14 protein-coding genes and 1 pseudogene are annotated in these 20,080 nt (G+C 45.4%); 4 read left to right on the top strand and 11 right to left on the bottom strand.

Annotation, left to right across the window (positions count from 1 at the left end; translation table 11 throughout):
* The first annotated feature begins 108 nt into the window (after window positions 1-108).
* From MOX91_RS00895 to MOX91_RS00885, 3 genes are all read left to right on the top strand, one after another.
* The gene (locus MOX91_RS00895; protein WP_370396190.1) at window positions 109-1,245 is read left to right on the top strand and encodes a polysaccharide pyruvyl transferase family protein; all 1,137 of its coding nucleotides are present in this window, start codon (window positions 109-111) and stop codon (window positions 1,243-1,245) included.
* Window positions 1,238-2,440: a Coenzyme F420 hydrogenase/dehydrogenase, beta subunit C-terminal domain gene (locus MOX91_RS00890; RefSeq protein ID WP_370396189.1), complete on the top strand. Its 1,203-nt coding sequence runs from the start codon at window positions 1,238-1,240 to the stop codon at window positions 2,438-2,440. The genes MOX91_RS00895 and MOX91_RS00890 overlap by 8 nt, the downstream gene beginning before the upstream one ends.
* Window positions 2,441-2,842: 402 nt before the next feature.
* The gene (locus MOX91_RS00885) at window positions 2,843-3,760 is read left to right on the top strand and encodes a hypothetical protein (protein WP_370396188.1); all 918 of its coding nucleotides are present in this window, start codon (window positions 2,843-2,845) and stop codon (window positions 3,758-3,760) included.
* Here the strand turns inward: MOX91_RS00885 and MOX91_RS00880 are convergent.
* The 7 genes from MOX91_RS00880 to MOX91_RS00850 form a co-directional block, all read right to left on the bottom strand.
* A complete protein-coding gene (locus MOX91_RS00880; RefSeq protein WP_370396187.1) occupies window positions 3,757-4,881 on the bottom strand; it encodes a glycosyltransferase family 4 protein in 1,125 nt (374 codons plus the stop codon). The genes MOX91_RS00885 and MOX91_RS00880 overlap by 4 nt on opposite strands.
* Window positions 4,875-6,035, bottom strand: a complete 1,161-nt coding sequence (gene wecB, locus MOX91_RS00875; protein WP_370396186.1) for a non-hydrolyzing UDP-N-acetylglucosamine 2-epimerase — start codon at window positions 6,033-6,035, stop codon at window positions 4,875-4,877. Before wecB ends, MOX91_RS00880 begins: the two co-directional genes overlap by 7 nt.
* Window positions 6,036-6,044: 9 nt before the next feature.
* A complete protein-coding gene (locus MOX91_RS00870; RefSeq protein WP_370396185.1) occupies window positions 6,045-7,085 on the bottom strand; it encodes a glycosyltransferase family 2 protein in 1,041 nt (346 codons plus the stop codon).
* Window positions 7,086-7,087: 2 nt separating this feature from the next.
* Window positions 7,088-8,242 carry a polysaccharide pyruvyl transferase family protein gene (locus MOX91_RS00865; protein ID WP_370396184.1) on the bottom strand — a complete coding sequence of 385 codons (1,155 nt, stop codon included), beginning with the start codon at window positions 8,240-8,242 and terminating at the stop codon, window positions 7,088-7,090.
* A 158-nt stretch (window positions 8,243-8,400) separates the two neighbouring features.
* Window positions 8,401-10,170: a thiamine pyrophosphate-binding protein gene (locus tag MOX91_RS00860; protein WP_370396183.1), complete on the bottom strand. Its 1,770-nt coding sequence runs from the start codon at window positions 10,168-10,170 to the stop codon at window positions 8,401-8,403.
* 12 nt (window positions 10,171-10,182) lie between these two features.
* A complete protein-coding gene (locus tag MOX91_RS00855; RefSeq protein WP_370396182.1) occupies window positions 10,183-11,013 on the bottom strand; it encodes an SDR family NAD(P)-dependent oxidoreductase in 831 nt (276 codons plus the stop codon).
* On the bottom strand, window positions 11,004-12,470 hold the full coding sequence (locus MOX91_RS00850) for an MATE family efflux transporter (protein ID WP_370396181.1): 1,467 nt from the start codon (window positions 12,468-12,470) through the stop codon (window positions 11,004-11,006). The genes MOX91_RS00855 and MOX91_RS00850 overlap by 10 nt, the downstream gene beginning before the upstream one ends.
* Window positions 12,471-12,809: 339 nt before the next feature.
* Here MOX91_RS00850 and MOX91_RS00845 point away from each other — a divergent pair.
* Window positions 12,810-13,355, top strand: a pseudogene (locus MOX91_RS00845) (GDP-mannose 4,6-dehydratase); the annotation flags it as partial.
* Between the two features lie 9 nt (window positions 13,356-13,364).
* On the opposite strand, the gene MOX91_RS00840 reads toward MOX91_RS00845, so the two are convergent.
* The 4 genes from MOX91_RS00840 to MOX91_RS00825 all read right to left on the bottom strand — a co-directional run bounded on the left by MOX91_RS00840 (window position 13,365) and on the right by MOX91_RS00825 (window position 19,954).
* The gene (locus MOX91_RS00840; RefSeq protein WP_370396180.1) at window positions 13,365-14,300 is read right to left on the bottom strand and encodes an alpha/beta hydrolase; all 936 of its coding nucleotides are present in this window, start codon (window positions 14,298-14,300) and stop codon (window positions 13,365-13,367) included.
* Window positions 14,301-14,433: 133 nt separating this feature from the next.
* The gene (gene nifJ, locus MOX91_RS00835) at window positions 14,434-17,967 is read right to left on the bottom strand and encodes a pyruvate:ferredoxin (flavodoxin) oxidoreductase (RefSeq protein WP_370396179.1); all 3,534 of its coding nucleotides are present in this window, start codon (window positions 17,965-17,967) and stop codon (window positions 14,434-14,436) included.
* 283 nt (window positions 17,968-18,250) lie between these two features.
* Window positions 18,251-19,645: a hypothetical protein gene (locus tag MOX91_RS00830; protein WP_370396178.1), complete on the bottom strand. Its 1,395-nt coding sequence runs from the start codon at window positions 19,643-19,645 to the stop codon at window positions 18,251-18,253.
* Window positions 19,646-19,954 (bottom strand): hypothetical protein, encoded by a 309-nt coding sequence (locus MOX91_RS00825; protein ID WP_370396177.1) that lies wholly within the window; start codon window positions 19,952-19,954, stop codon window positions 19,646-19,648. It abuts the gene before it with no gap.
* Between the last annotated feature and the right edge of the window lie 126 nt (window positions 19,955-20,080).

Raw genomic sequence — 20,080 nt, 5'->3', positions numbered from 1 at the left:
GCCGCAATTAACGCAAAAATATATTTACACGAAGTTCCTAATTAGATTTTTACTTGCCTTTTAAACGTTTTTTTTAGACTGTTTCCATAACCTCTTCTAAATCCATTTATGCCCGAAGAAAATACAAAAAAGCGTATAGGACTTATAACCCAAAGCAATTTGATAAACTTCGGTTCGGATTTGCAGGCGTATTCGCTGTTTAAATATTTGCAAGAATTGGGATTTGATGTCGAAATTATCGACTACTGGATAAAGGACCTGCTCGACATATACAACCGAAAATACGTCCCCGTAAAATTCGAGGCAAAAGCTCCTTTAAGAATTGCAAGAAACATCGTAACATTTTTCAATTCAAAAAATTATGATAAAATGAAAAACTCCTTTGCCGATTTCAGAAAAGACTGGATTTTTTCAAGGCAAAGGTATGTCGGCGAAGAAGCGATAGAACAAAATCCGCCGAAATACGACTTTTATGTTACGGGCAGTGACTGCATTTGGCATCCCGAATATCTCGTACCTGCAAGAGCCCTGCACTTTGCGAAAAATATAAACTCCCCGAAGATTTCATACGCCCCTTCCGTCAGTTTTAGCGGTGAAATTTCGTACGAGAAAAAAGAATACATGAAGGGGCTTCTATCCAATATCGACTTCCTTTCCTGCCGTGAAAAAGCGGGCGCGGAGTTTCTGCAAAACCTGTTAAAAAGAGATGTTCAAACTGTATTGGATCCGGTTTTCCTGCACGATAAAAACTGGTGGGCTGATATTGCGGGCGAAGAGCCAATCATTGAAGGCGACTACATATTCTCCTACGTAATTCATCCTGACAAAAACATAAAAAACATCATAAGACATTTGCGCAAAATTTTCAACCTCCCCGTCGTGCTTGTGGTTTTCGACTTAAAAACGGCATTTCTTCTGCCACACGACAAGGTTGTAAAATCGATAGGTCCAAAAGAGTTTTTAAACCTAATACGGCATGCAAAACGTTCGGTTGTAAGCTCTTTTCACGGAGCGGCATTTTCGGCAATATTTAAAAAAGACTGCTACTTCATAAGACACAGCCCCACAGATACCCGCACTCCCGACCTGCATTCAAGGCTCGGCATAAAAAACAAAATCATATACGACATAGACGGCATAAATATGGAAGAAACCGACTATTCCCAAACCGATGCCCTTCTCGCAAGGGAGCTTGCCTCGTCAGAAAAATATTTGAAAAACGCACTTGGAATTAAAAATGTTTAAAACAGGCATAGAATTAAAAGACTGCGCGGGCTGCTACGCATGCATTCAAGCGTGCCCCAAAAAATGCTTTTCAGAAAGCGAAGATATCGATGGCTTTTTCTACCCGAAATTCGCCCCCGAAAATTGCATAGATTGCAAGATTTGCGAAAGCGTATGCCCCGCATCCGTAAAAAATTCCGAAAAAATAAAGAATATTCCACTTAGCGCAAATGCATTTATAAACGCAAACAAGGATGATTTGAAAAAAAGCTCGTCGGGAGGGGCGTTTACCGCAATAGCAAAAATCTTCTGCGACGCAAATTATGCCGTTTTCGGGGCAAAATACGACGGTAAATCAAAAGTTTGGCACGACTATATCGAAGACATTTCACAAATAGACGCTTTCAGAAAATCGAAGTATCTGCAAAGCGATGTCGGGAAATCCTACATTCAGGCGCGAGACTTTCTAAAAGCGGGCAAAAAAGTGCTTTTCACGGGAACCCCATGCCAAATTGCGGCATTAAAACTCTTTCTGAAAAAAGATTATGAAAACCTCTTGACTATTGATGTATCTTGCCACGGAGTTAGCAATTCAAAGTTAAATTTGAATTATTTGCATTGTTTGGAAAGAAAGTATGGGAAAAAAATAAATTCATACATATTTAGGGAAAAAATTTCAAATTACCTAAAAAAATCACCTCAGTGCTCGGCAATAAGATTTCAAGATGGAACAATCAAACATGAATCTTTCGACCTGCTTTTCAGAGGTTTTGTTTCATCGCTCTTCAAAAGAGAAGGATGCTATAATTGCAAATATGTGGATTCAAAAAGAGTTTCAGATTTCACGCTTGCAGATTTTTGGGGTATCCAAGAGTTTGACGACACTTTGACAGACAAAAATGGATGCTCCCTTTTGCTTGTAAATACCGAAAAAGCGGCCAACATCGCAAAAAAGCTCAAAAATTTCGGTATATTTAAAGAATTTCCGATGGAAAACGCGACACGCAGGAATTATCCGCTCGCGAAAAGAGAGCAAAAAATCAATCCCTTGCGCGAAGAATTTATGCTCGCGGCAAGAAGCGATGGAATGTTGTTTGCACTAAATAAATATGTTCCACAAAAAATATTTTGGCATAGATTGGTATATTTTGCCGCGCGTTTCATGCCGAACAAATTGCGCACGAAATGGCTTAAATTCTTCAAGCTGATAGATTGACTAAACCCTATCATCTGTCTTGACACTACAAAACATGCATAATATTTGTTTTATTTTTAATTTAATTGCGAACGCAAACTAATGAAAAATCTTTTAGACGACAATATTCAATACCACCTCCCCAAATATGAAATTATACTTGTTTGGATTGGAGTGTTTTTGAATTTCTTTTTCTATGGAATGCTCAATATAAGCTACTACTTTGACTTGCCAAATTCAATGATATCAGGTGGTCTGCGAGTAACAGTATTATCCATAGGGTTTATTTTGATTCTCATGGATATTTTGCGAAGGGACATGCCCCCAATTACAATTTCATTTTTTGCGCTTCTTATATTTGCCGCTTACTATTTTGTTGTTTTTTGGATATTCTTCCCGAATGAGCAACCCTTTCAAATTAAAATGAAGTTTTTTTACGACATATTTGTGGCAAATATGTCGATGCTTGTGATTTTCATTTGCGGCAGAGAGCGGTTTAAGTACATAATTTCCAAGCCAATGCTTTTGTTTTTACCGCTATTTTTAGACGTTATAATTATTTTGTTTGTCCACCGCAATGCGCTTTCAACAATGTCCTTTGATAGCTACGCTGTGGAATCTTCTATTCCACGCACTTCCATAAAATATCCCATGCAATACCTGATTGCAGTTTCGCCTTTCATCATGTTTTTTTCCAAAAATTTGATTTTTAAATTTATATTGGGTCCATTGGGAGGTTTACTGGCATTGCTAAATCTTTTTATGTGCGACTCGCGGTCTCCTTTTTTCGCATTTATTCCCATTATAATATTTTATGCAATAGTAAGTTTGCGCTCCCCTTTTTCCTTCTCCTACGCGCTAACCACATATTCCATATCCGCATTGTTTATCACTCCGTATCTTGCAGTATCGACTGCGTGGAGCAGGTTTATAAAAGTTTTGGATTACAAGGAAAGAATCAATGAAGGCTCCGTGGAATTTAGCAGATACGACCTTTGGATAGAAGGCATGGAGCAATTCCACCAATCGCCCATATTTGGCGGAGAATTGTTTTTGAAATCCTACGGTTTAGGATACTGCCACTTTACACCTATTGCAATCTTGTACTCAATGGGTATAATAGGCGCAACATTGGCAATCTCAGTTTTTACGGGAGCAATAAGGGGGCTTTTATATATTTTCAGGAAGTACAGATACCCCGCCTACTGGATTTTATGCTTTTTCATTGCCGATTTAACTTTCATGTTTTTTGACGGGAACACAAAAGATATAATGTGCGGCTCAATCGGGCTGATGCTCTCGGCAAACGCGATCAGGGCGCAGGAAACCAAAATTTTCTAAATTTCGCCCGACATTTTGTCGAAAACCGCGTTCCATTTTTCGCTCCAGTTTGAGAGCCCGAAAGACTGCGTTGCGCTAAGCCATGCGTTTGTTGCAATCCTGTCAAAATCGGGCTTTTTCATGAGAATGGCTTTTTTTAAGGCATCGTAAACAGCCTCTTCTTTCGGATAGCACAAAAAACCGTTGTAGGAATCCAAAATAATGTTCGTCATTCCTCCGACATGAGTTGCTATCGGGAAACACCCCGCGCTCATCGCCTCAAGAAGGCTTAGCGAAGTACCCTCAGATGTGATTGTCGGCACGCACGCTATGTCAAAATTCTTGTGAAACTCAACACTTTCGAGGGAATTGTATTTCGTGATGCAAACTCTCGGCTCGTTTTTGAACTCCCCTTCAAGCATAGGCTTCAACGGACCGTCGCCGGCAAAGGTAAATTCAAGATTGTCAAATTCAGAAAGCAAACGTTTTGCGATATTTTTGAAAATCACCGTTCCGCGGTATTCCACAAATCTACGCGCAAACAAAATCCTTAATTTGCCGCCCCTGCCCTCAAGCTTTGATTTCAATTCGCTTTCGCTTATCGCGCCGTAAGAGTAATTTGGGATAATCCAAACATTTGCATCTTTATCAAACGAAGAGAGAGTGCGGAACCAGTTGAAAAAATTATAGTCAACGCATACGACGTTTTTAACAAAACGGGCGCGCATTACATTCTTTATACACCGTAAAAATTTTATGAATACGTCTTTATGCCATGCAAGCCCCGTCGAATTTAACGGATAATCAAAAGCTATGCCGTGCTGGATTACAACCACGTTTTTCGCCCTGCTTTTGATGTCCATCTGGTCGGTTGCGATAACTACGACAGAATCTTCCCCCGCCTTTGAACACGCATAGTCAAAAAGCTTTTGGTTTGACGAAACATTTACGCTTTCAACCTTAAATTCGCCGAAATCCTTTTTGCCCTCCAAATCTCCCCTTTGGAAAACTTCTACGGAAAGCCCGCGCAAAAATCCGATATGCGCAAGGGTGCGCATGTAATGCTCTACGCCACCGATGTTGAATTTCTGCCCGTTAAAGTCGTAAAGGGGCGTTGTGATTATCGCCAATTTTTTCAGCATACAAATGCTTTTTCCAAAATTTCCTTGATTTTTAAGCAGGCAGTACCGTCGCCATACGGATTTTTCAGCATTGCCCTGCGCCTGTATTCCGCTCCATCGTCCAAAAGCCTCGAAGCAGACGACATGATTTTTGCGACATCAGTTCCGACAAGTTCGCATGTCCCCGCCTCTACACCCTCCGGACGCTCGGTTGTATCGCGCATTACAAGCACGGGCTTTGAAAGCGACGGAGCTTCTTCCTGCACCCCGCCGCTATCGCTCAAAACGAAGAATGACTTGTCCATAAACCAAATAAAGTCCTCGTAAGAAAGCGGCTTTATGAGAGCAATTCTTTCATGCCCCGCCAGAAGCCTGTTTACGGGTTCTTGGACATTCGGATTTAAATGTACGGGATAAACGATGCCGACATCTTCATACTTGTCCGCAATCCCCTTTATCGCGGCGCAAATATTTTCAAAACCGCCGCCAAAATTTTCGCGGCGATGCCCTGTCACCAAAATCCAGCGTTTCTTTCCGCTTAAAAACTCCCGCGCAAAATCTTCTGAAATTCCGCATTTTTTAGCCATTTCAAACGCCGAAATGTTGTCTTTTGTAAGCCTTTCGCGCATCCACAAAAGAGAGTCGATTACAGTATTACCCGTAATAAAGCAGGAAGCGGGATTGACGCCTTCTCTTATCAAATTGTCGTAGCTGCATTTTGTGGGAGCAAAACACCACTTTGAAATCGGGTCGGTGAGGCGACGGTTCATTTCCTCGGGGAAAGGAGCGTCGAAATTGTAAGTGCGAAGCCCCGCTTCAATATGCCCGATAGGTATCCTTTCATAAAATGCCGCGATGGACGTTGCAAGAACCGTCGTGGTGTCTCCCTGAACCAAAACGGCATCGGGCTTTGATTTTGAGAAATAATCTTTCCAAGCCGAAAGCAGACGCGCTGTCAAATCAGTCAAAGTCTGCCCCGCCTGCATGATGTCCATATCGAAATCGGGAACGATTGAAAATATCCGCAACGCCTGGTCAAGCATCTGGCGGTGCTGCGCGGTGGAAATGAATACAGGCTCCAAAATGTCGGAAGTCTTTAAAACATGGTAAACTTGCGCCATCTTGATGACTTCGGGCCTCGTGCCCGCAACTATTGCGATTTTTTTCCTATTCATTTCAAGATTCTAAATATATGTCTTTGTCGAAGGGCTTTTCAGGGCCCGATTCCAGTCTCTTTTTATTTTCCAATTAAAAACCGGCCTTAATGCTACCATTTTAAGCCAGATTAAAACAAGCATCAAAATGTCGAAATTCGCAAATTTTCCCGATAAAAACAGCCTTTGCAAGAACGATTTTTTTTGCAGCCCGGCAAGGAAGCCCGCCTCTGCGCGCAGAGTTTTAAGGCATTCAATCCTGCGACGGCGCGGCAATTTTGTAGACGGGCGGTAAAGCGATTTTACCACATTAAAAACAACCCTGAAAAAATAGCCCAAAATATCCTGCGGCATTTCCGCCCCGTTCAACGCCCTTTTCGCGCAGGCGAGGTACGATAGGAAAATCTCGCGCTCGACCTCGAAGGGGTAAGTCTTTTTCACAAGAGACGGATTTAGCGAACACCTGTAATTGTAGCCGCAATAATCGATAGCGGCAGCAGACTGCGCGCAATTCAGGAAATCCGCGAGAAAGACATTGTCCTCTCCGCGCGGCAAATCCGTTCTGAATCGGATATTATTGCCGTTTAAAACCGACATTTTAAAGGCCTTGAAAATTCCACCGCTTCTGAAAAAGCCCCGGTCAAAATACGCCTCACGCGGGGTTATAACCGCAGGCTTGTAAACAACTTCGTCGGCGTGGAGTCCCTTCAAGTAACGCATGCCGGATATTACAAAATCCACGTTTTCGTTTGCCGAAATCGCCTCAAAATTTTTTTGCAAGAAGTCTGGGTCGAGCCAGTCGTCGGAATCGACAAAGACGCACCATTGCCCCCTTGCCGCGTCAAGCCCCACATTGCGCGCGCGGCTTACGCCGCCGTTGGGGATGTGCCTAACTACAACCCTCGCGTCTTTCGCGGCGTATTGGTCGCAAATTTTGCCGGAGCCGTCGGGCGATCCGTCATCTACCAAAACCAGCTCAAAGTCGCCGAAGGTCTGCGCCAAAACGCTTTCGACGCACTGCGGCAAAAATTTTTCAACATTATAAACGGGAACTATGATTGAAAAAAACATAACTACGACAAGTTTTCTTTCAGAAAATTCAACGAATATTCGCGCATTTCTTCCAATGCCGCGCCAATTTTATTCCAATCTATCTGCAAATTAGCAATGCGCTCGGCTTCCGCCAAGTCATAATTGTGGACAAGCCTTTCCTGCAAGCCGAACAAGCTTAAAAGCGACTTGAAGCGGTCCGCGCCCCTGCCCTCGTTTGCTATCGAAATAAACGGCGTTTTGAACAAGATTGCAAAGACCGTTCCGTGGAAGGAATCCGTTACGACAAAACCGGAATTTTTTATGGTTTCGAGCCACTCGGTTACCGGGCGAAGCATGCAGGAATCCAAATCCAGGCTTCTCGGCGGAAATTTTTCGGAAATCGAGATTTTGTTTGTTTTCAAATGCCGGATTTCCGCAACGCGCGCAAAAAACCTCTCTTTTTCCGGGGAGTTATCCAATATGTACGACGAGCAAAAACCGCGCAAATCGTCGCCCTTTAAAATGCTCCTTCGCCTGTCTAGCTCGATAAGCGTTTCATAGTCGGAGGCGTTCAAAAGCATAGTCGGGTCGAGGACAAACGCGGCGTCCGCGCCGAAAAATTTTTTGCAGAGTTCGGCTCCCGATTTTTCCCTTACCGATACGGCGTCAAATTTGCGCATCAAAGGCGCGTAAACGGCGAGCTCGCTCTCGGAATATTCCATATCTCCGGTGCCGAAAGAGGAAGCGTAGGCAATTTTTTTTGCGGGGCAATTTTCTGGGATAAAATCCAGGAAAAATGTCGGCAAATGCGGCGAATAGCATGGGCGCCAAGTTTGGTCGCTGCCGACGATGAACGCGCCGAAACCGAAGCCGGCAATATCCTCAAATTTAAGCGGCGGGCAAAACTTTTGCGTCATGCTTATGTTCTCCGCAATAAAATTTCTGATGTACAAATTTGTATCGGGGAACGGTATGGTATCAAGCGAGAGGGAAATTCGCCTGCCCCAAACAAGCCTCGCGCCTATTCTTTTTATAATAGAAATCACTTTTTTGCGCGGCGGCAAACTTGTTTTTTTGTCGTAATTGAGCGTCGTCGGCTCATGCCCTAAATTTCGCAAAACCTTTTGCAGCGCATAAGCCTGCAGCACGCCTCCGTAATTTGAATATAAAGGCTGTGTCAAAATTCCGATTTTCATATTGAAAAAGCAATAACTTTTTTGAAGCGACGCGGTCTGTAATTTATTATTTCAGCGCCATACCCTTGCGGGACAATACGCCTATACGGCGAGCACGACTGCATCACAGCTCCGCAATTGTGCGCGCGATGTAATGTTAATATGCCTATTTTCACCGTTTAACCCTTTATGAAATCGCGGGCCGCATTGATTCGCTTTTCTCCCAGAGTTTCTTTGAGCGCCGATTTTATCGCGGTCTTTGTCTTTTCAACAAAGTTTGACATGGAATCGCCTTCCATAAAATTCAGAATTTGTTCCAAGGCATCGCTTTCGTTTTGAGTTTCCGTGAACACCTCAAGAAGCATTGGCTTGCCCGTCATTTCAGGAGACAAGAACCGGTCTAAAACCGAAAGAAAGCCTTCCTTGCAACTTGCCGTTAGATATTCATATCCTAAATCCTCCGCATAATGCTTGACAAGCGCATTGGATTTGTTGCCGTAGTGCCCCGCCGCCGCTACAAATTTATCCGCTTCATCGCCAAGAAAGCAGCATGGATGGCCATAGTTGCGGAACTCGTTCCCCTTTCCATTATTAACCAAGAGAATGCGCACATTGCCGCCCACGTGGCGATTTCCTACGACGTTCATATCATAGAAGAATGCAAGATCGCCAAATGCTCCTATGAAGAGCTTTTCGGGATTTGCCAGCGACGCGCCAACCATAGTCGACATCCCACCGTCAATTCCGAACCCGCCGACATTGCACTTTGCCTGAATGCCGGCAGGCAATTTGAAAAAATTATAAGAGCGCAGGCAGTGGTAAATACCCATGTGAAACTCGCAGCCTGCGGGCAGTTTGGAATGCACTTGCTGCGCCATCCAAATATTGCTGAACGGAAGTTCAGGGATTTTGGATTTAATCTGCTCTATTTCGTCATTGATTGCATCGACATATTCCGTATGGGAAGCCCCGTCCTCCGAATAGCGCTCAAAGAACTCTTCTTCCGGCATCATGAAAACCCTGCGAAGCTTGCCCCATGTATCGCGCAATTCGCCGTCCGGACTAACTCTCCAGACATGTTTAAATGTCGGCAAATATAAATCGCCGCTAACTTCTCCGATGTGTATGCAAAGATTTGCGTTATTGAGCTCCGATCTCCATTTTTTTTGTCCGGAACTCAGCTGGCAGTGAACTTCGTATCTGCCTCTATAACCGCTTGTATGGTCGCAAAATACCGCCGCGTTGTGGGTTGCGCAAAATCTGTCTATGGCCTCAACCTGTTTCTCAGTAAAATTCGCATGGGAGCCTACATAAACGATGACGCGCCCGTCATTTGGGATCCGCGGCAATTCATCAAAGACCGTATGGCGATATATCGCATTGGCGGGGGGAAGATCTTTCACTCCGAAATTTTTACCGTATTTAGTGTACATATTAATGTGGACGGGCCCCCCGCCGCCAAGTTTTAACGCAAGAATGGCCTTGTTCGCATTAATTTCGCACATCCGCTCGTCCTCGGCATCCTTGACCATTGGAATCGTGACAGACTCCATTGCTATGTCGTTGGGCAAATTTCGGCGGTCAATCTGCTGGTCAACAAGATGCCCCAATCGATGGTTGCCTCGGGTTGAAGTAATTGCAAGTACGGGAAGCTTGCGATAATAAGCCTCCGTAAGTCCGGGCATGTAGTTGCGCGACGCGGTTGCGCCGGTGCAGCTTATAATCACCGGCTCTCCAGTTTCCGCCGCCATGCCGCAGGCGAGATATGCGGCGCTCCTTTCATCTACGGAAGACCATACCTTAAACCAGGGATCATTCTGGACGCTTACGACAAATGTCATATTTGTTGTGCCAGGAGAAGCTATCACCCTGCGAATTCCGTGGGCTTTGAGAAGGGCGATTACTATCTGCACATTGCGCTCGTTTGTATAATGAAATTTTGAATTCATAATTCTAAATATTTATTTCCATCGGGCGTTGATTGTCTGGGCGTTGTTGCATGTAATAATCTGGCCGGAAACGCAACCCGAAGAATCCGAGACGAGGAATGCCGCAATTTCCGCCACCTCTTCGGGCAGATAGAACCTGCCGGCTGCGTATTCCCCCGCATTAAGATTGCCGCCGGCTTTTATGCCGGTCATATCGGATGCCGTTATTCCGGGGGCAACCGCATTGATGCGGATGCCTTCTTTGCGGAAAAGGTATGCCAAGCCTTGAACCATGCTGTTGACAGCCGCCTTTGTAAATCCATAAGGGCGGAAATCCATTGTATCTCCCGTTTCGGAAGAAACAAACAGCACATTGCCTTTCGTGTTTCTATTTTTAAGATGCGCTATAAATACCTGGGTCAGGAAGAACGCTCCTTTAAGATTTGTATCGATTTGCTTGTCGAATGTCTCTGGCGTTACGTCAAAAAAGGTGCGCTCATGGAGCGAAATGCCGGCATTGTTGACCAATACATTTGCGCCTCCAAGAATCTTTTCCGATTTTTCGATGAACGGCTCAAATTCTGAAGGGGTTGACACATCCAGCTTCAGATACCGGCAGCCAATCATGGCGGCGCTGTCTTTTAGAGTCTGTTCGTTTCTCCCAGCAATTAACACTTCCGCGCCCTCTGCGGCAAATTTTTTCGCCATCGCAAAACCTAAACCGCGGCCACCCCCGGTAATAATAATCTTCTTCCCCGCAAGGCGATTGCCTGGGCTAAGATATGAAACTTGAGCATAAATCGGCTTCGATTCCCCATGGAGAAGGAAAGAAACCAAATGCATGATTTTTGATTTTATGCCCATCTGACTATTGTTTTGATTTTATGGAATATTTTTCCGATTGTCATCTGGCGCTCATGCTTTGTCAAGCCGAGAAAGCATGTAGCCAAGCCTACGGAGACTACGCTCGCGGCGATTGTCGCGAAGAGTCGCGTAACGTTTGGCTGCATTGCGCCGGCGAGCATGGCAGGAACTATACAGCCGGCTATGGTTGTAAGCGCCACGGGAGTTAGAACTTCCTTTAAGAATAGCTTTATCGGAAAATTCAGCAGCCCCTTCATTATATATAGCCTTGTCGCGTTGACTGCAATGTAGACAAGAATGTAAATAACATAAGCGCTATATGCGGGCATTCCCTGCGCAAAAGCCATCCAGGACAGCGGGAAAACAAACAAGCCGACCGATGTAATATAAATAACGTACTTTTTGATATTGCCGGTCGCCATACATGCCGTATATCCGGTATTGCCCAATATATTCACCATCGCGCCTACAAGAGACAGCCGGACAAATATAACAGAGTCTTCAGGCACTATTTTAAGCCAAAGGGAAAGAACCGTTTCCGTTTCGATAATTAACGGAACTGCCATAATAAGAAGAAGAAAATAGGAGAATTTTGCCCCCCTGCATATCAATGCAAACATTTTGGCGATTTCCCCTGCGGCATAATTTTTGGTAATCTGCGGGTTGATAGCGATTGTGAAATTTCCCACAAACTGCGTTACCGCGCCCTCCACTTGCATGGCAATGCCGCGGGCGGCGTTAAATGCCACCCCGAAGAATATGTTAATCAAAATGCTTATGCCCTGTATATTGAAAATGTAGGCGGCGCTGGTGAAAAAGTTCCATCCGGCAAAGCTCGCCATTTCTTTTACAATGGACGTGTCTTTTATGAACCTATACTTGCATTCCGCAAAATTCCCGCTGCAATAAAATCCATAAATAAACCTGATAAACACCGCCGCCAGAAGCATAAGAAGCGAATAAAATATCAGCTTGTCAAAGGGGGCGAATGCCAGCGACAGACATGCCGCCAATCTCAAAACTGCGTCAAGAATAGTTATATAGGCGAAAGCAGTCATCCTTTCATGCGCCACAATGCACGCGACGTACGGCACGCTTATCAGATTAACGCAGAAAGTAAGCAGCGAACATTGAAGCACCCAATTTGCGGCATACAGCCTTTCAGGCGGTATTGTCATCTTACAATTAAGAAACCATGAGCCTATGCTTTCGCCAAGAAGCAATATCACTATCGCAAGAAAAATCTGAATATTGACGCTGGTGGAGAATATCGCCCCCATACGCTTAAAATCTTGGCGCCCCAACTCAAAAGTGATGAAGCGGCTAATGGACGACGACAATGCCGACGAAATAACGGAAAACATGGCCACTACGCCGCCTACAACATTATAAATGCCGAAATTATCCACTCTCAGCTGCAATAATATTATGCGGCTTGCGTATAGCGAAATCGCCATTGTAATCAATGTACGGCAATATAGCAGTAAAGTATTCTTCGCTATGCGTTTATTGTTTGCGGAAATATCTGGCATATTTGTTCTTATTGTCAAAAACAATATTAGAGAAAATATGTATGAATGTCCAGCGAGAGATGTCAAGAAATTAAAAAGCGGTTTCACTGCGCAAACCGTGTCCGGGAAATCCCCTTAAAGATATTTTAACAATGGCATATTCAAAATAAAGCCGCGCTTGTTTTTAAATTTCCAATTCCCCGCAACATAAAGGAAAATTTTGACATTTTTTAATTGATAAAATCGGTTTTTTTTTGAGACATTTTCCCCATAGAATTATTTTCTATGAAGAAAGCACTTATTACAGGCATCACAGGGCAGGACGGCTCGTACTTGACGGAGCTTTTGATTTCCAAAGGCTATGTTGTCCATGGCATCATACGCCGTTCAAGCTTGTTCAATACGCAGAGAATTGACCATTTGTACAATAATCCCGCGCTAAAAGACAGCCTCTTCCTGCATTACGGAGATTTGACAGACTCTTCAAACTTAAACCGAATACTCGAAAAGACGGAGCCTGACGAAATCTATAATCTCGGCGCGCAATCGCACGTCAAGGTCAGCTTTGAAGTTCCCGAATACACTGCAGATGTGGACGCCATTGCAACCCTCAGATTTTTGGACGCCATAAAAGATGTAGGTCTTGTGAAAAAGACAAGATTTTACCAAGCATCGACATCTGAGCTTTTCGGAAAAGTTCAGGAAATTCCGCAAACGGAAAACACCCCGTTTTATCCGCGCAGCCCCTATGCCGTAGCGAAACAGTACGCCTACTGGATTGTAATCAATTACCGCGAAGCCTACAATATTTTCGCAAGCAACGGCATTCTTAAAATGGATTTATTGCCTGTCTTTATCTATGAAATTTCGGTAGGCAAGCCATTTTATGAGCATATCGGTCCAGCCGTCGATTGGTATTCCGCGCATGTTTATTACGCTGAATGCGTGCCCGCCCTTTGAGAAGAAATGAACGTCGAGAGGAACTTTCTTTTCATAAAGCTGCATGAGATAAGAGAGCGAACTTGCCATCGGGACGCGGTCGTCTTGCGCGTGCACCACAAATGACGGCGGAGTGTCTTCGCGGACAATCATTTCATCCGAGGGATTGTAAGTAGAACCCTTGTTCAAAAGATGAGGATAAATAAGGCATGCGATGTCGGGGCGTGCGGACTGGCTGTCGATTTTATCAATCGGCTCGTACAATTTTTTGTCGAAATTGCAAGACATCCACGCGGTCAGGTTTGCGCCCGCCGAAAAGCCTATCATACCCACCCTTTTCGGGTCTATCCCGAATTTTTTCGCGTTGTGGCGGATATATTTGATTGCCCTTTGCGCGTCCATGTTTATCGGGTCGCGCTCGTTCATTTTGTATGGGACGCGGTACTTCAAAACAAATGCCTTTATGCCGAGGCTGTTCAAAAATCTGGCAACCCGCAAGCCCTCGTTTGAATACTGCAAGCTAAGGTAAGCTCCTCCGGGGCATACGAGCATTGCGGGAGCGTTTTTCGCGCCCTCGACATCGTAAAATTGAATTTGCGGCTTTGAGACGTTTTCTATGACAAAGCCCTTGCGCTGGTTGTTTTTTGCAAATTCGCCCTTCATTACTTCCGCACCCTTCGCGCTTACCTTGCCGGGCATTTTGCCGGATTTCCAAATATCGATGAAAGGCGCGGTGTCAAAATCGGACAAGTCCGCGCGGTTTTCAATTTCCTTGTTTATGTTTGCGAAAGAACAAAGTCCGCAAAAAAACAAAAGCAAAAAACATATTCTTTTCATTCTTCGATTAAAAAATTTCGCAAAAAATCTTTCAATATCAAAATACCGACAAAACGTTTTTTGGCAAAAATCAAAACAAAAACACCCGCAAGTTTTATGCTTGCGGGCGTTTGCAAAACATTCAACGGAATGCTTATCTCTGGGCGAGATACTTGTACTTTGCCCAGCGGGCATTTACAAATTCCTGCGCTAACTTCGCGAGCTCTTCCGCCCTTGCAGGGTTGGAAGCCATCAACTGCTTGAAGCGGTTTTCGTTCTTCATGTGTTCGATTACAGGAAGTTTCGGATCCGCGCTGTCGAGCTTGAACGGATTTTCGCCCTTTGCAATCTTGCGCGGGTCGTAGCGGTACAAAGGCCAATAGCCTGAGTCAACCGCAATCTTCTGGTGTTCCGCGCCGCTTGAAAGGTTGAAGCCGTGCGATATGCAGTGAGAGTACGCAATGACCAAAGACGCGCCCTTGTAGCTTTCGGCTTCGCGCATTGCCTGAACAACCTGCGTATCCTTTGCGCCCATCGAAACCTGCGCAACGTAAATGTTGCCATAGTCGATTGCAAGCATGCCGATGTCTTTCTTGGGGGTTGACTTGCCCTTTGTGGCAAACTTTGCAACCGCGCCTATCGGAGTTGATTTCGACATCTGACCGCCCGTGTTGGAGTAAACTTCGGTGTCGAGAATGAGAACATTTATGTTTCTGCCGCTTGCCAAAACGTGGTCGAGACCGCCGTAGCCGATATCGTAAGACCAGCCGTCGCCGCCGATAATCCAGACCGCCTTTTCAACGAGGTCGTCTGCGAGAGGCAAGAGAGCCTTGGCTTCAAAGCTTGTGTCGTTTGCAATCTTGGCTTTCAAAGCCGCAACCCTTTCGCGCTGAGCCGCAATGCCCGCATCGCTTGACTGGTCGGCTTCGAGAATCGACTTTACCAAGTCTTCGCCGACAGTGGAAGAGAGCTTTACCAAAAGTTCCTTTGCCATCTTTTCCTTGGCATCCAAAGAAATGCGATAGCCCAAACCGAATTCCGCATTGTCTTCAAAGAGGGAGTTTGCCCAAGCGGGGCCCCTGCCGTCTTTGTTTACTGCATACGGAGTCGTGGGAAGATTGCCGCCGTAAATCGAAGAGCAACCCGTTGCGTTTGCAATCAAAAGCCTGTCGCCAAAAAGCTGGGTGAGCATTTTGATGTACGGAGTTTCGCCGCAACCTGCGCACGCGCCGGAGAACTCAAACAAGGGCTGGCGGAACTGAACGTCCTTTACGGTGTCGGAAAGTTTCAGCGGGTCGGGATTCGGCAAATTCAAGAAGAACTCGAAATTGTCGTGTTCCTTTTCGCGGATAGGTTCTTGCGCGGTCATATTCAACGCCTTTACTCCTTCTTCCGTACGGCTCTTTGCGGGGCATACCGATACGCACAAGCCGCAACCCGTGCAGTCTTCTGCCGCAACTTGAATGGTGAAAGAGCAATTCGGATTGTCCTTGCTGCGGAAGGGAACGCTCTTGAAAGTTTCTGGAGCGTCCTTCAAAAGTTCCGTCGGATAGAACTTTGCACGGATTGCCGCATGCGGGCAGATTGTCGAGCACTTTGCGCACTGTATGCAAAGTTCGGGTTTCCAAGCGGGAACTTCGATTGCGATGTTGCGCTTTTCCCACTTTGTGGTTGCGGAAGGCCATACACCGTCAACAGGCATTGCCGAAACGGGCAGAGAGTCGCCCTTGTCGCTCATCATAATCGCTGTCACGCGCTTTACAAAATCGGGAGCTTCGTCCGAAACTGCCTTCGGGAAACCTCTCTGAGAAGATACCGCAGACGGGACTTTCACTTCGTGGAGGTTTGCAACGGAAGCGTCGATTGCCTTGAAGTTCTTTTCAACGACAGCCTGACCCTTCTTCATGTAAGTCTTTTCAGCGTAAGCCTTGATTTTTGCGATGGCTTCTTCGCGCGGCAACACGCCCGAAATTGCAAAGTAGCATGTCTGCATGATGGTGTTGATTCTGCCGCCCATGCCCGTTTCCTTTGCAACCTTGTATGCGTCGATTACATAGAATTTAAGCTTCTTTGCGATAATCTTTTCCTGAACATCGCGGTTTAGATAGTTCCAAACTTCGTCCGCGCCGTGAATGGAGTTCAAGAGGAATACGCCGCCGTCAGCCGCCCTGTCAAGAATGTCGTACTTGTCCATGAACGAGAACTGGTGGCATGCAACAAACTGCGCGTTTTTGATGAGGTACGGAGCCTTGATTTCTTCGGGGCCGAAGCGCAAGTGCGAAACCGTGATGCCGCCCGACTTCTTGGAATCGTAAACGAAGTACGCCTGCGCGTAGTTGTCGGTGGCGTTGCCGATAATCTTGATTGAATTCTTGTTTGCGCCGACCGTACCGTCCGAACCCAAGCCGAAGAATACGGCGCGCAAAACCTTGTCGCTTTCAAGGTCAAAAGATTCGTCGTAAGAAATGGAATTGTTTGTTACATCGTCAACAATGCCGACCGAGAAATGGTTTTTCGGCTTTGCACTCTGGGCGTTTTCAAAGATGCCCTTAACCATTGCGGGAGTAAATTCCTTAGAACCCAAACCGTAGCGGCCACCCAAGAGAACGGGATCGATTTTGATAAGACCTGAATTTCTGCCTTCGACGATGGAAGTTGCAATGTCCTGGTAAAGAGGTTCAGCCAAAGAACCCGGTTCTTTTGTCCTGTCCAAAACGGTGATTGTCTTGACGGTTGAGGGAAGCTCCTTCAAGAGGCGTTCCGCATCAAACGGCATAAAGAGGCGCACTTTCAACGCGCCGTATTTGCCGCCCTTGGAATTCAAGTATGCAACCGTTTCTTCAATGGTTTGAATGCCCGAACCCATTGCAACGATTACGTGTTCGGCATCGGGCGCGCCGACATATTCATACAAGCGGTACTGGCGACCCGTCAATTTAGCGAACTTGTCCATGTTCGCTTGGACGATGTCAATGCAGTTTTTGTAGAAAATGTTGCGGGCTTCCTGACCTTGGAAATAGACGTCGGGATTTTGCGCAGTGCCCTTGATGAACGGATGTTCGGGGCTGAGAGCGCGGGAACGGAATTCGACGACTTTTTCATAGGGAACCATTTCCTTCAAGATTTCGTCGGTTACGAATTCGTAGGTGTTGATTTCGTGCGAAGTGCGGAAACCGTCAAAGAAGTGCAAGAAGGGAACGCGCGATTCCAAAGTGGAAGCGTGCGCGATTACCGCAAAGTCGTGGGCTTCCTGCGCCGAATTTGAGCAGAGCATCGCAAACCCCGTCTGGCGGCACGCCATTACGTCAGCCTGGTCGCCAAAAATCGACAAGCCGTGGAAAGCGAGCGCGCGGGCGGAAACGTGGAGAACGAAAGGCGTCAATTCGCCCGCGATTTTGTACATGTTCGGAATCATCAAAAGCAAACCCTGCGACGCCGTAAAAGAGGTCATCAAAGTGCCTGTTGCCAATGCGCCGTGGACTGCGCCTGCAACGCCGCCTTCGCTTTGAAGCTGTGAAATTTCCGGAGTGGCGTCCCAAATGTTTTTCTTGCCCTTAACCGCCCATTCTTCGCAGGATTCCGCCATCGGAGAAGACGGTGTAATCGGGTAAATGGCGATGGTTTCGCTCAATCTGAATGCCACTGAAGCCACTGCTTCATTTGCGTCCGTAATACACTTATTTTTCATATGTTTTTTATATTTGATTAGTATTTGAAATATTCCCTCCCAAAGAGGGTAAAAACGCGAATAAAATCGCATTGCCGTTTCGAGAAAAAACAATGCGACATTATTCTATGATGCCATTAAAGCTACGCTTCATAAAAAATCTCGTCAACCAAAAAATCAACAAATGAGCTTCATAAAAGACGCAAAAAATCGGAACAAATCCGCCTGTTTCAAAAAGCAAAAAAAGCGGAAGCTTCAAAAAGAAACCTCCGCAAAAAATCAACTTTTAGCAAAAACCTTGAACTTACTTTCCGCCGTTTTTTCTTCCGCGGAAAAGCGCAAGGGCAAATGCCAAAATTCCGAAAGCCGCCGCGCAAGCCGAAGGCTCGGGAACGTAAGTCAAAGTCAAAATAAAGTTTTCGCCGTCGTGGGAAAGATTGTCGTAGCCGAAATTCTGCCACGAGTCCAAATTTTCGTTGTGAGAAATGAGAAAGAGCGATTCTTTTATTTCGTCGCTCAAATCCAAGAAATCGACTTCAACGTCATTAAAAAGCAAAGTTTGAACCGACATCAGAATAAATGCAACTTCCTGCCCTTCCGTGTAATTGTCATTCGCCTTCAATTTAGAGCCGTCAATAACAAACGGAGAAGAAGTATCCGTATCCGACTTTACGACGTTCAAAACGGGAGAGCGGAACATAGCAATTGAATTTTCCTCCGCATAGCCTGCATTGTCGGAATCAAGCACAAACTTAATCTGCCCCGATTCGTAAAGGTTGACGGTGTTCTGATTGTTTCTAAATTGCGCGCCCGTATGGATTTCAATAAGCGCGGAGTTTGTCGTGTTTCCATTTACGCCGATTTTGCAAAGGTAGTTGGCGTCGTTTACAAGGCTTACTTGAAACAGCGTGCCTTGGTCTTTCAAAACCAATGACGAACTTGCGTTATTGCCGCCCTGCGACATATAAAACGCCCTTATCCTGACTTCGGAAGCATTTGAAATATTTGCAGTCGCCTTTGCACCCGATGCTGTCGCCATATAGATATCTCCCGAATATGACGTTCCTCCTGTCGCGCCGCCGATTTTACCGTTATCCATAATCAAGTTTGCAACAGAATCGCTCCTGTCGCCCATGGTGAAATTGCCGCCCATGTAAACCGCGCCGCCCGAAAGAATTTCGAGATTGCCGATACCGTGCCTTCCTATGTTAAACTGGATATTTTTTGTGCCGCTTTGCTGTTGCAAAACGCCATTGTTTTGTACTCTGACCGTAGCAACGCAATCCGCATGTCCCGTATCACCGACAAAGAAATTCAAATCGCCTGAGGTTTTATTTGAAAGAAAAGTGCCACCATCTATATTTAACAGCGCATTTGAAGTAGTCCCTCTTCCCAAATAAATGGTTCCGTTAGAAACCGTCATGTCTCCATACACATTCAATTCTGCGTTGGAATTACTACCGGAGGCAAGATAGAGGTTTGATATATTGTCAATCGAAAGCTTTCCGCCGCTATTTACATTAACCACGGCATTGGATAGCGTTCCTTGCCCGATGGTAAAATCGCCCGCGTAGGCAGTTTGAAATTCACCTGAAATATCTATCTGCCCCGTTGAATTCGCTTGTCGGGCAACCTGTATGAAAGTGTTTGAAGTAGCAGTGTTTTCTCCGCTAAAAACAACTTTTGCGCCGCTTTCCACCTACAAAAGCCCCTTCGTGCCCTCTTCAGTGGCGTTGCCTACCAAAAGGCTTCCTACAGTGAGAGTCCCCGCAGACTGCGTCCAAGACGCACCGCCCTGCGGATATGAAAGTTCGAGTTCCCCCAAAGACATGTCGGCATTGTTTTCAACTTCTATGCCGTATCTAAGCTGAATGTTGTCGGCGGAAGATGGAGTATTTTCGCCCAAGATGTCGGCAAGGGTTTGAGAGGCATTGTCGTTATAATAAGTCGCGCCAAAAAGCGACGCGGCAGTAGCACAAACGATTGAGGAAAGTATTGCAGTTTTCATAAGCCAAAAAAATTAAGAATAAAACCAGAATATAATTTATATAAAAAACAAAATTTTACATTGTCAAGTTCTTTAACATAAAGATTGGCGGTATTTTGAAAAAAATACTATTGAAAAACAGCAGTT

The sequence above is a fragment of the Intestinicryptomonas porci genome, assembly GCF_033971905.1.
Lineage (GTDB): Bacteria > Verrucomicrobiota > Verrucomicrobiia > Opitutales > Intestinicryptomonadaceae > Intestinicryptomonas > Intestinicryptomonas porci.
This window is presented reverse-complemented; position numbering and strand designations above follow the sequence as displayed.

Excerpts from the sequence above, each read along its gene's own strand:
- MOX91_RS00895 (WP_370396190.1), top strand. The coding sequence starts at position 109 with ATGCCCGAAGAAAATACAAAAAAGCGTATAGGACTTATAACCCAAAGC.
- MOX91_RS00890 (WP_370396189.1), top strand. The coding sequence starts at position 1,238 with ATGTTTAAAACAGGCATAGAATTAAAAGACTGCGCGGGCTGCTACGCA.
- MOX91_RS00885 (WP_370396188.1), top strand. The coding sequence starts at position 2,843 with ATGAAGTTTTTTTACGACATATTTGTGGCAAATATGTCGATGCTTGTG.
- MOX91_RS00880 (WP_370396187.1), bottom strand. The coding sequence starts at position 4,881 with ATGCTGAAAAAATTGGCGATAATCACAACGCCCCTTTACGACTTTAAC.
- wecB (WP_370396186.1), bottom strand. The coding sequence starts at position 6,035 with ATGAATAGGAAAAAAATCGCAATAGTTGCGGGCACGAGGCCCGAAGTC.
- MOX91_RS00870 (WP_370396185.1), bottom strand. The coding sequence starts at position 7,085 with ATGTTTTTTTCAATCATAGTTCCCGTTTATAATGTTGAAAAATTTTTG.
- MOX91_RS00865 (WP_370396184.1), bottom strand. The coding sequence starts at position 8,242 with ATGAAAATCGGAATTTTGACACAGCCTTTATATTCAAATTACGGAGGC.
- MOX91_RS00860 (WP_370396183.1), bottom strand. The coding sequence starts at position 10,170 with ATGAATTCAAAATTTCATTATACAAACGAGCGCAATGTGCAGATAGTA.
- MOX91_RS00855 (WP_370396182.1), bottom strand. The coding sequence starts at position 11,013 with ATGGGCATAAAATCAAAAATCATGCATTTGGTTTCTTTCCTTCTCCAT.
- MOX91_RS00850 (WP_370396181.1), bottom strand. The coding sequence starts at position 12,470 with ATGGCGATTTCGCTATACGCAAGCCGCATAATATTATTGCAGCTGAGA.
- MOX91_RS00840 (WP_370396180.1), bottom strand. The coding sequence starts at position 14,300 with ATGAAAAGAATATGTTTTTTGCTTTTGTTTTTTTGCGGACTTTGTTCT.
- nifJ (WP_370396179.1), bottom strand. The coding sequence starts at position 17,967 with ATGAAAAATAAGTGTATTACGGACGCAAATGAAGCAGTGGCTTCAGTG.
- MOX91_RS00825 (WP_370396177.1), bottom strand. The coding sequence starts at position 19,954 with ATGAAAACTGCAATACTTTCCTCAATCGTTTGTGCTACTGCCGCGTCG.